The organism is Hungatella sp. SB206 (assembly GCF_051132295.1).
GTDB lineage: Bacteria > Bacillota > Clostridia > Lachnospirales > Lachnospiraceae > Hungatella > Hungatella effluvii.
On record NZ_CP096603.1, the window covers coordinates 1,095,070 to 1,106,311 of the forward strand.

Sequence of the window (11,242 nt, forward strand, 5' to 3'; positions counted from 1 at the left end):
CCATCATGCGAATGAAAGTATCCAATTACATCTCCCAAAAACTTGTGGATTTTGGTATCACACAGGTATTTACCGTGACCGGAGGCGGAGCGATGCACTTAAATGATGCACTGGGGCATCAGGAGGGACTTACCTGCCTTTATAATCATCACGAGCAGGCATGCGCCATCGCGGCAGAGTGTTATGCGCGGGTTCAGGGACGCATAGCGGCCGTCTGTGTTACGACAGGCCCGGGGGGCACCAATGCTATCACCGGGGTTGTGGGAGGATGGCTGGACTCCATACCCATGCTGGTATTATCCGGACAGGTTCGGTACGACACGACGGCAAGGTGGTCGGGAGTGGGAATCAGAGCCATGGGAGACCAGGAGTTTGACATCACGAAGGCAATCGACTGTATGACAAAGTACAGCGAGATGGTCATCGACCCCATGAGAATTCGCTACTGCCTGGAGAAGGCCATCTATCTGGCCTATTCCGGCCGCCCGGGTCCGGCGTGGCTTGACATTCCGCTGAACGTTCAGGGCGCTTATATTGAGACAGAGGAACTGATCGGTTTCTCACCGGAAGATTATGAAGCGGGAGGCGATGGCTGGGCCGTGCCTTCCGATTGTCACGGCGATTCGTGCGGTGAACGTGTGAGCCAGTGTCCAAAGATAGAGGCCGACAATGCGGGGCAGGGCGAGAAGCGTCAGGTGCTTCCGCCATCCGTGACGCGGGAAACGGCCAGAGAAATTATTGAAAAGATTAAAAACTCCCAACGGCCTGTAATCAACGCAGGAAATGGAATCCGAATCGGACATGCCTTCGCTGTCTTTTCCAGAGTCGTGGAAAAGCTTGGCGTTCCTGTCGTGACCGGCTGGGACAGCGAGGACTGTATGCCGGATGACCATCCGCTCTACACAGGCCGCGGCGGCGGTATGGGAGACCGCGCGGGCAATTTTGCCATACAGAACAGTGACCTGGTTTTATCTCTCGGAAGCCGCTTAAGCATCCGCCAGGTGGGATATAATTATAGTACATGGGCGAGAGCCGCCTATACCATTGTCAACGACATTGATCCGGAGGAGCTGAAGAAGCCATCCGTTCACATCGACATGGCGGTCCATGCGGATGTGAAGGATTTGCTGGAACAGCTGGAGCTGGTTCTGGATGAAGAGTACGGAGCCGGACAGCCTGTGTTTACCGGCGGCACCGGGCTTAAGGACAGAACATGGACGGAGACCTGCCGCATGTGGAAGGAGAAATATCCGGTTGTCCTTCCGAAGCATTATGACCACGGGGAAGACGAGGACGCCAATGTCTATGCGTTCATGAAGGAAATGAGCAGCCGTCTGAATGAAGAACAGGTGATCGTTGTAGGCAACGGTTCCGCCTGCGTTGTCGGAGGGCATGCGTGTATCATAAAAAAGGGGCAGCGGTTTATCTCGAATTCAGCCATCGCCTCCATGGGATACGATTTGCCGGCGGCCATCGGGGCCTGCATGGCCGTGCAGGAACGGTGCGTGCGGGAAGGCCATATGCAGGAAAACGGTGCGCAGGAAGGCCGTATGCAGGAACGGGATGCGCAGGAAGGCCACATGCAGGAACCTGTATCGCAGTTCGTCAGCAGCGATATTATTCTGGTCACCGGCGACGGCAGCATTCAGATGAATCTTCAGGAGCTTCAGACGATCATTCATCACCGGATGCCGATCAAGATCTTTTTGATTAATAATGGAGGCTACCATTCGATCCGGCAGACGCAGAAAAATTTCTTCGGCGAGCCGTTGGTGGGAATCGGTGTGGACAGCCACGACTTAAGCTTCCCGGATATGGAGAAGCTGGCTGGCGCCTACGGATATCCTTACTGCAGGGCATGCCATAACGGAGAACTGGTTTCGGCCATTGAGACAGCCCTCCGGACGGACGGTCCTGTGATCTGTGAGATCTTCGTGAGCCGCGATCAGAATTTTGAACCGAAATCAGCCGCGAAACGCCTTCCCGATGGAACCATGGTGTCTCCGCCGCTGGAAGATTTGTCTCCATTCCTTCCGGATGAGGAGATGGATGAGAATATGATGATTCCGCGGATCAGTGAATGATGAAATTGTGATAAATGAGCAGCGAAAGTGTGAAGAGTAAGGAGACGTTTAAACGTTGAATATAGTAGTGACGGGCGCGACGAGTTTTATCGGCGCGCCCATGGTTGACAAACTGATAGGAATGGGACATGATGTCTATGCAGTCGTGCGTCCTGCGTCAAAGAATATTGCAAGGCTCGATACGGGAAGGGAACGCCTCCATGTGATTGAGATGAATTTAGAGGAGGCCGACCGCCTGGACGGCGCGATTTTGGTGCCGTGCGAGGCATTTTTTCATTTTGGCTGGGACGGCGCAGGAAGTGAAAACCGGATGAACCGGGAGGTGCAGCAGAAGAACGCGTCAGACTCCCTAAAAGCGCTGGAAGGTGCGAGAAAGCTGGGCTGCCGGACCTTTCTGTTCAGCGGTTCCCAGGCGGAGTACGGGATCCACCGGGAAGCGATGACGGAAGACACTCCGCTGAATCCCGTATCGGAATATGGGAAAGCGAAGGTGGATTTTGGCAGGCAGGCCATGGAAGCGGTCAGCCGCTGGAGACAGGAAGGCTATGATTGTCACGGTGACTCGTGCACAGAGCGTACGAGCGATCATTTTCGGTACATTCATGCCAGAATTTTCAGCATCTATGGACCGGGAGATCATCCGTGGTCCCTGGTGGAAAGCTGTCTTAAGACTTTTCCGGCAGGGGGATACCTTTCTCTTGGCGAATGCACGCAGATGTGGAATTTTCTGTATCTGGAAGACTTGCTGGAAGCGCTCACCGCCCTTTGGTTAAGCGGCGCGGAAGGTATCTTTAACGTCGCGGGAGAGTGTGGGGAGACGAGGCCTTTAAGAGATTACGTCCGTCTGATGTATGAGGCGTGCGGCTGTCATGGATGCTACAGCTACGGCAGGCGGCCTCAGAATGCGGAAGGGCCGGCCAATCTGATTCCGGACGTGAAAAAGCTGATGGAAGCCACAGACTGGAGGCAGGAAATACCCTTTCAGGAGGGAATACAGCGTCTGATTCAAAGTAAAGAGTCCGGTAAGCCGGACTCATGCGCCGGAGCGCGGCTGCTTCAGCAGCCAGAATTCCTTAGTGCGGAGTGCGCAGCCCCCGGAGGGTTTTTGTTTCATAGGACGAACCTTCCTATGAAACAAAAATATTTGACAAACAGGAGTTTTTATGGTATGAGAGATAAGATTTGTATTGCATGCGGGAAAGCACTTCCAAAACGACCGCTGATTGTTCTGGATGGCATGCCGGCCTCCGCACAGGATATCCCTGATGCGGAAGGAAGAAATGAGGACCAAGGGATATCCCTGCATCTGCACCAGTGCGATTTCTGCGGTCTGGTGCAGTTTGACTGTGAGCCTGTCGGCTATTATAAGGACGTTATCCGCTCCGGCGGATTTTCTACCACCATGGTGAATCTGCGCAGAAGACAGTACGAAGCCCTGATTGAGACGTATCATTTAGAGGGAAAGAAATTCATTGAGGCCGGATGCGGTCAGGGAGAATTCTTGTCCGTACTCACGGAGTTTCCGGTGGAGGCTTATGGCATTGAGCATAAGGCAGACCTGGTGGAGCTGGCGAAGAGCCGGGGCTTAAAGGTCTGGAGACAGTTTACGGAAGATGAGAATACGGTTCTGGAGAATACGGAAGACGGCTGTCACGGGCCTTACGATGTATTTCTGTCCTTTAATTTCCTGGAGCATCAGGCCCATCCGGTCCGGATGCTGAAATGTCTTTATAACAATCTGACGGAAGGCGGTCTGGGACTTCTGACTGTGCCGAGTCTGGAATACATTTTGAAATACGACGGATATTATGAGCTGATTCGTGATCATCTCGCCTATTACACCTTCGACACCCTGCGTTTTGTTCTTGCGGAGGCAGGCTTCGATGTGCTGGAAGAGGAGATGGTGAACCGGGATACGCTGTCGGTGGTTGTGAAAAAACGGCCGGTGACGGAGGGCGCCGAGACGGAAGTTAGGACGACTGGAAAGACTGGGGACGCGGATCACGTCGTAGAGGATTCGGAAGTCCGCGGCATTTCCTCTGCCATTGCAGGCTTTGTGGAGAGCCGCCAGGAGTTGAATCTGGAAGTGGACCGCATTTTAAATCAGTTTGATGAGACAGGCCGGAAGTTGGCTATCTGGGGAGCCAGCCATCAGGGATTTACCCTGGCGGCGACCACCGGGCTTAAGGACCGTGCGAAATATATGATCGATTCGGCAGCCTTTAAACAGGGGCGCTTTGCTCCGGCATCTCACATTCCCATCGTAGCTCCGGATCATTTTGAAAAAGAGCCTGTGGATGGCATTCTGATCGTAGCTCCGGGATATACGGAGGAGATTGCGGGAATCATAAGAGAAAGATTTGGAAGCAATGTGGAAATTATGACCCTGCGGAGCAGACATATTGAGACAATGTTGTGAATAACCAAAGGAGCGTATTACGTTTATGGAGAATATCGTCATCACCGGGGCTACCGGATTTTTAGGGGGCCATCTGGCCCAGTGGTTTCTGGAGCAGGGAGACCGTGTCTATGCCCTGGTGCGGCCGGGATCGGCTAAATTACAGTATTTACCGGAGCACAGGAATTTGATTCCCGTGTACGGAACCATGGAAGAGGCGGCGGACTGCGTGGAAGAAATCGGCCATGCAGATGCGTGGTTTCATTTCGCCTGGGGCGGGGTGAACCGGGAAGAGATCGACTCGCCGGAGGTTCAGGCGGGGAATATAAGAGGATCTCTGGCCTGTGTGGAAGCGGCGCACCGGCTGGGATGCCGCGTATTCATGGATGCGGGCTCCCGGGTGGAATACGGAGTGATCGAAGATGGCCGCGGTGTTATGACGGAAGAGATGGAATGCAGTCCTGTCAATGAATACGGGAAGGCCAAGCTGGATTTTTTCCGGCAGGCAGTGCCGGTCTGTGAAAGGTATGGCATGAATTTCTGCCATCTGCGATTCTTCAGCGTTTATGGGTACGGGGACCATCCGTGGTCCATCATATCCACGCTTGTGAGGGAACTGTCGCGTGGAGGCCGGGTGAGTTTAAGCGCCTGCCGCCACGAATGGAATTTTATGTACATCGATGATGCCGTGGAGGCGGTGGGCCGCCTGTATGAGCAGGTGAAGGACAAGCCCTGCAAAAAGGGCGCGGCAGTCAATATTGCCAGCCGTGACACAAGGGTACTCAAATCTTTTGTGGAAGAGGTTTTTGAACTTGCCGGAAAGCGCGGAACGCTGGAGTTCGGCACCTTTGTTCAGGCAAAGGAAGGCGCGCTGTCCATACGCCCGGATGTCAGCCGCATGGAGGCCATGACGGGCGGATTTAAAGAGCGCTATACGTTTGGCCGCGGCATTACGGAAATGATAAAGAGAGAAATGGAGCACCAGGATGAAGAAAATTAGCGTATTGATTCCATGTTACAATGAGGAGGAGAATGTCGTACCGATCAGCGAGGCGGTCATTAAAACGCTTCAGAAGGACCTTCCGGAGTACGATTACGAACTTGTTTTCATCGACAATGACTCGCAGGATCATACAAGGAGCTTAATCAGACAGCTGTGTGATGAGAATCCGAAGATTAAGGCGATCTTCAATGCACGGAATTTCGGGCAGTTTAACTCCCCGTATTACGGGATGCTTCAGATCACGGGAGACTGCGTGATCGAGATGGTAGCGGATTTCCAGGACCCGGTGGAGCTGATTCCGCAGTACGTCCATGAGTGGGAAAAGGGATATAAAATTGTCATAGGAATCAAGACCAGCAGCAAGGAAAACCGGCTGATGTACTGGCTGCGGGGCTGTTACTATAAGATGATGAAGAAGCTGTCTGACGTGGAGCAGATCGAGCAGTTTACCGGTTCCGGTCTCTATGACAGGGATTTTATCGAAGTGCTGCGGAATCTGGACGATCCGACCCCGTTCCTCAGAGGTATCGTCGCGGAGCTGGGTTTCAAGATTAAACAGATTCCTTATGAGCAGCCAAAACGGCGGGCTGGTGAGACGAAAAATCATTTTTACCAGCTTTACGATGCGGCAATGCTCAGTATTACTTCCTATACGAAGGCGGGACTTCGTCTGGCGACTATTTTCGGAAGCATCTGTTCTCTCATCAGCATGGTGGTGGCTGTGGTCTATCTGGTCATGAAGCTGATGTACTGGGACCGTTTTCCGGCAGGTATGGCGCCGGTGCTCATAGGCATGTGTTTCCTCGGGTCCGTGCAGATCTTCTTTATCGGCCTTATGGGAGAATACATTCTGTCCATCAATGCGAGGGTAATGAAGCGTCCGCTCGTCATTGAGGAAGAGAGGCTTAATTTTGCGGCGGGAAATGCGGCGGAAAAAGAGGAAGACGGCCTGGAAAACTGTGAGGACGCGGACCTTTTCGCGGCTTCCTTAGAGGATGGAGAGAACGTATGAAATACAAGATCGATGTGGCGCGTATCCGCGAAAATTCAATCGTATTAAATGGCTGGGTGATCGGAAGCAGCCCGGAGGCGAAGGCTGAATTCCTGGTCCAGGATGAGAATCAGAAGAACGTGGAGTTTAAGTACGTCCCGGTGCGCCGCGATGACGTCAGCCAGAATTATTTTAAGACCGTGTATGAGAAGGACTTCGGATTTGATATCCGCATTCCTTATGTGAGAGATAATAATGAGGACCGTTTCCTGGTGATTCGGTGCGACGGGAAGACCTCCAGGGTGAAGCTGAACACGGAGATCATCGAGAAGCACAACAGCTCCGCGCATAAGAAGCACGCGAAGCTAAAGAGTATGATGAATAAGGAGACGCTCCATTCGGCCATCGAGTTCTGGAAGGAAAACGGCTTAAAAGCGTTTCTTTTGAAATCGAGCCACAAGCTTCAGGGGATTGACAGTGATTACGATTATCCGGAATGGTACCAGCTGACTAAGACGAGTGACGAAGAGCTGGAGGCGCAGAAATTGGTGGAATTCGATTATATGCCGAAGCTGTCCGTGGTGATTCCGGCTTACAAGACGCCGGAGCGGTATCTGGCCGCCATGCTGGATTCCTTAAGGGCACAGACCTATAAGCACTGGGAGGTCTGCGTGGCGGACGGAAGCCCCAGAGGCGAGAGCGCGGAGCGCGTGCTTAAGCGGTATGCCATGAAGGACGAGAGAATCCGCTACGTGGTTCTGGGTGAAAATAAGGGAATCGCGGGAAATACCAACGCTGCCATCGATATGGCGAAGGGCGATTTCATCGTTCTGGCCGATCACGACGACACGCTGGCGCCGGATGCGCTGTTTGAGTGTGTGAAGGCGATCAACCGTGATCCGGAGATCGACGTGGTCTATACGGATGAGGATAAGCTGGATATTGACGGCGGGGAATTGTTTGAACCGCATTTCAAGCCTGATTTTAATCCGGATCTGCTGACGAGTGTGAACTATATCTGCCATTTATTCGTGGTAAACCGGGAATTATTAGATGAAGTCGGGGGCTTTTTAGAAGAGTTTGACGGAGCCCAGGATTACGACTTCATTTTCCGCTGCACGGAGAAGGCCAGAAAGATTTACCATGTGCCGAAGGCGCTGTATCACTGGCGCTGCCATCAGAATTCCACCTCCAGCAATCCGGAGAGCAAGCTCTACGCCTTCGAGGCGGGGGCGCGGGCTATTCAGGCTCATTATGAACGCATGGGAATCCGGGCGCTGTCTGTGGAAAAGGGCGTGGACTACGGAATCTACCATACGAAATTCGAGATAACCGGGAATCCTCTGGTCTCAGTCATCATTCCGAACAAGGATCATACCGCGGATCTCGATGTCTGCATGCGTTCCCTGATTGAGAAGGGCACCTATAAAAATCTGGAATTCATTATCGTGGAGAACAACAGCGTGGAACCGGAGACCTTCCAATATTATGAGCGGATTCAGAAAGAGTTTGATTTCATACATGTGGTAAAATGGGAGCGGGAATTCAACTATTCCGCAATCAATAATTTCGGGGTGACGGCGGCCTCGGGAGAGTATCTCCTGTTCTTAAACAATGATACGGAGCTGATTAATCCCGAGAGCATTGAGGAGCTGCTGGGCTTCTGTCAGAGAGATGACGTGGGTATCGTGGGAGCCAGACTTCTCTATTCCGACGATACGATTCAGCATGCGGGAGTGGTCGTGGGATTCGGCGGCATCGCCGGTCATACCTTTATCGGCCTTCACCGGGCGGAGAGCAGCTATTTCAACAGGGCTATGTGTGCCCAGGATTACAGCGCGGTGACAGCGGCCTGCATGATGAGCAGGAAATCACTGTTTGAAAAGGCTGGCGGCTTCACGGAGGAGTTAGCCGTTGCATTTAATGATATCGATTACTGTATGAAGATCCGGTCCCTGGGCAAGCTTGTGGTATATGCGCCGTATGCGCTTTTCTACCATTATGAGTCCAAATCGCGGGGGCTGGAGGATACGCCGAAGAAGGTGGAACGGTTTAACCGGGAGATTAAGCTGTTTGCGGACAGGTGGCCGGATATTTTAAAGGACGGGGATCCATATTACAATCCTAACCTGACGCTTCGTAAATCCAACTTTGCCTTACGCGACCTGCGTAAGGAGAAAATCGGGGAGCCTTATCGGCTGGAGGTATAAGATGGCAGGTAAAGTAACAGTCGTTATTCCAAACTATAATGGCCTTAAATTTATGGAACCGTGCTTTGCAGCACTGGAGGCACAGAGTGAGAAAAACTTTGATGTGCTGGTGGTGGACAACGGTTCGACGGATGGAAGCGTTGAATGGCTGAAGGAGAGTGGAATTCCTTCGGTATTTCTTCCTGAGAATATTGGATTTCCGGGAGCAGTCAATATTGGAATCAAAAAAGCGGAGACGCCCTACGTCATCCTGTTAAATAACGATACGGAGCCGAAGCCGGATTATATCCGGGAAATGATCCGGATGATCGAGCGGTCTCCGAAGATATTTTCTGTGAGCAGCCGGATCATCCAGCTGCATCATAAGGAGTTAATGGACGATGCGGGGGACATGTACAGCCTGCTCGGCTGGGCGTTCCAGAGGGGCGTCGGACAGCCGGTTGCCGGATATAAAAAAACCTGCCGGGTGTTTGCGGCCTGCGCGGCGGCGGCGATCTACCGGAGGGAAGTCTTCGAGGAGATTGGATACTTTGACGAGTCACATTTTGCCTACTTAGAGGATGTGGATGTCGGCTACCGGGCGCGGATCTACGGATATGACAATGTTTACTGCCCTGCCGCAGAACTTTACCACGTGGGAAGCGGAACCAGCGGTTCCAAGTACAATTCCTTTAAGGTAAAACTGGCGGCGAGAAACAATCTCTATTTGAATTATAAGAACATGCCGCTTCTTCAGCTGTTGTTTAATCTGCCGTTCCTTTTGATTGGGACCGGTATTAAATACCTGTTTTTCAAAAAAATGGGTTTTGCTGCCGATTACGCGGAAGGCTTTTCCGAGGGAATTAAGACCCTGGGAAAATGTAAAAAAGTGCCGTTCCGGCCAGAACATATCGGGAATTATCTGCAGATTGAATGGGAACTTTTTACCGGCACACTTCTCTATGTGTGGGAATTTCTCAAGAGAAGATTAAAAAAACTTACGGCGATTTAAGAATTATTTAATGGCATCATGGTACATTATCATGTATAATATACGAGAAATTATCATGGACAAGTTAGGTTTTCGTCGTACGACAGGAAGGTTATGCTGCTATGATAAAGGACAATCAGAAAAAACTGAACGGATTTCATGTAGTGCTGGATGGGCTGGTTATTATCGCCTCCTATGCTCTGGCGTGGTTTATCCTGCTTATGGGAAACCGGTTATTCAGCCCAGAAAAGAAGCTGCTGGCACCGCAGTATTATTTTGCTGCACTCATCATAATCGTACCGGGATATCTGCTGCTTTACGGCATATTCCACCTCTATGCGCCGAAACGGGTGCAGCAGAGACGATATGAGTTTGCCAATATCTGTAAGGCCAATCTTATTGGGTTTCTGCTTGTTACCATGGTCTTGTTTCTTCTTAACAAGAATCCATACTTTTGGAACTTCTCGAAGAGAATGGTATTTTATTTCTTCGCGATTAACATCATACTGGAAACGCTGGAGCGGAATCTGATCCGTTACGTACTTCATTCCATGCGTTCCAAGGGTTATAATCAGAAGCATATTCTGCTCATAGGTTACAGCCGCGCCGCGGAAGGTTTTATCGACCGGGTGCAGCAGAATCAGGAGTGGGGCTATCAGGTCAAGGGCATCCTGGATGACCATAAGGAATGGGGAACCGAGTATAAGTCGATCCATGTGATCGGCACGGTAAGCGATTTGGATGAGATTCTGGCGCTTAATTCTCTCGATGAGATTGCCATCACGCTGAGCATTGACGAATATGCAAACCTGGAAAAAATCGTGGCTTCCTGTGAAAAATCAGGTGTCCATACCAAATTTATTCCCGATTATAATAATATCATACCGACCCGTCCCTATACGGAGGATTTACAGGGGCTGCCGGTTATCAACATCAGGCATGTGCCGCTGACCGATCCGGTCAACGCCATCATGAAGCGGATTGTTGATATCTTCGGCGCCATTGTTGCGCTTGTGCTGTTTTCACCGGTGATGCTGGTGACGGCCGTGCTTGTCAAGCTGACTTCCCCGGGACCGCTGATCTACAGCCAGGAACGGGTGGGACTTCATAACAGACCATTTAAGATGTACAAGTTCCGGTCCATGGTGGTTCAGGCGCCTTCTGAGGAGAAGAGCAAATGGACGACGCCCCACGATTCGCGTGTGACACCGGTCGGCCGGTTTATCAGAAAGACCAGTATTGACGAGATGCCTCAGTTTTTCAATGTTCTGATGGGCGATATGAGCCTGGTGGGACCGAGACCTGAGCGTCCGCTGTTTGTAGAGAAGTTTAAAGAGGAGATACCGCGGTATATGATTAAGCATCAGGTCCGTCCGGGAATTACCGGCTGGGCGCAGGTCAACGGCTACCGTGGAGATACCTCCATCACGAAACGAATCGAGCACGATTTATATTACATCGAGAACTGGACCCTTGGATTTGATTTTAAGATTTTGTTTCTTACTGTGTTCAAAGGGTTTATCAATAAAAATGCGTACTGAGTAATGTCTGCAATGTAATGCCAGTACAGCAGGCACCAGAGGATG

Annotated in this window: 7 protein-coding genes and 1 pseudogene; all 8 read left to right on the forward strand. The window is 51.4% G+C overall.

The window, feature by feature from the left end; genetic code table 11:
* Positions 1-5: 5 nt before the first annotated feature.
* Positions 6-2,084 (forward strand): thiamine pyrophosphate-binding protein, encoded by a 2,079-nt coding sequence (locus M1L66_RS04785; protein ID WP_434691315.1) that lies wholly within the window; start codon positions 6-8, stop codon positions 2,082-2,084.
* Positions 2,085-2,205: 121 nt separating this feature from the next.
* A pseudogene (locus M1L66_RS04790) lies at positions 2,206-3,024 on the forward strand (NAD-dependent epimerase/dehydratase family protein); the annotation flags it as partial.
* 228 nt (positions 3,025-3,252) lie between these two features.
* A complete protein-coding gene (locus M1L66_RS04795) occupies positions 3,253-4,503 on the forward strand; it encodes a class I SAM-dependent methyltransferase (protein WP_434694192.1) in 1,251 nt (416 codons plus the stop codon).
* A gap of 25 nt (positions 4,504-4,528) precedes the next feature.
* Positions 4,529-5,482: an NAD-dependent epimerase/dehydratase family protein gene (locus M1L66_RS04800; protein WP_434691317.1), complete on the forward strand. Its 954-nt coding sequence runs from the start codon at positions 4,529-4,531 to the stop codon at positions 5,480-5,482.
* Complete coding sequence (locus M1L66_RS04805) at positions 5,469-6,497, forward strand: glycosyltransferase family 2 protein (protein WP_055654904.1); 1,029 nt, start codon at positions 5,469-5,471, stop codon at positions 6,495-6,497. The genes M1L66_RS04800 and M1L66_RS04805 overlap by 14 nt, the downstream gene beginning before the upstream one ends.
* Positions 6,494-8,686 carry a glycosyltransferase family 2 protein gene (locus M1L66_RS04810; RefSeq protein WP_434691321.1) on the forward strand — a complete coding sequence of 731 codons (2,193 nt, stop codon included), beginning with the start codon at positions 6,494-6,496 and terminating at the stop codon, positions 8,684-8,686. The genes M1L66_RS04805 and M1L66_RS04810 overlap by 4 nt, the downstream gene beginning before the upstream one ends.
* Before the next feature lies 1 nt (position 8,687).
* Positions 8,688-9,677 (forward strand): glycosyltransferase family 2 protein, encoded by a 990-nt coding sequence (locus M1L66_RS04815; RefSeq protein WP_117634443.1) that lies wholly within the window; start codon positions 8,688-8,690, stop codon positions 9,675-9,677.
* 101 nt (positions 9,678-9,778) lie between these two features.
* Positions 9,779-11,197 carry an undecaprenyl-phosphate glucose phosphotransferase gene (locus M1L66_RS04820; RefSeq protein WP_117634444.1) on the forward strand — a complete coding sequence of 473 codons (1,419 nt, stop codon included), beginning with the start codon at positions 9,779-9,781 and terminating at the stop codon, positions 11,195-11,197.
* Positions 11,198-11,242: the final 45 nt, after the last annotated feature.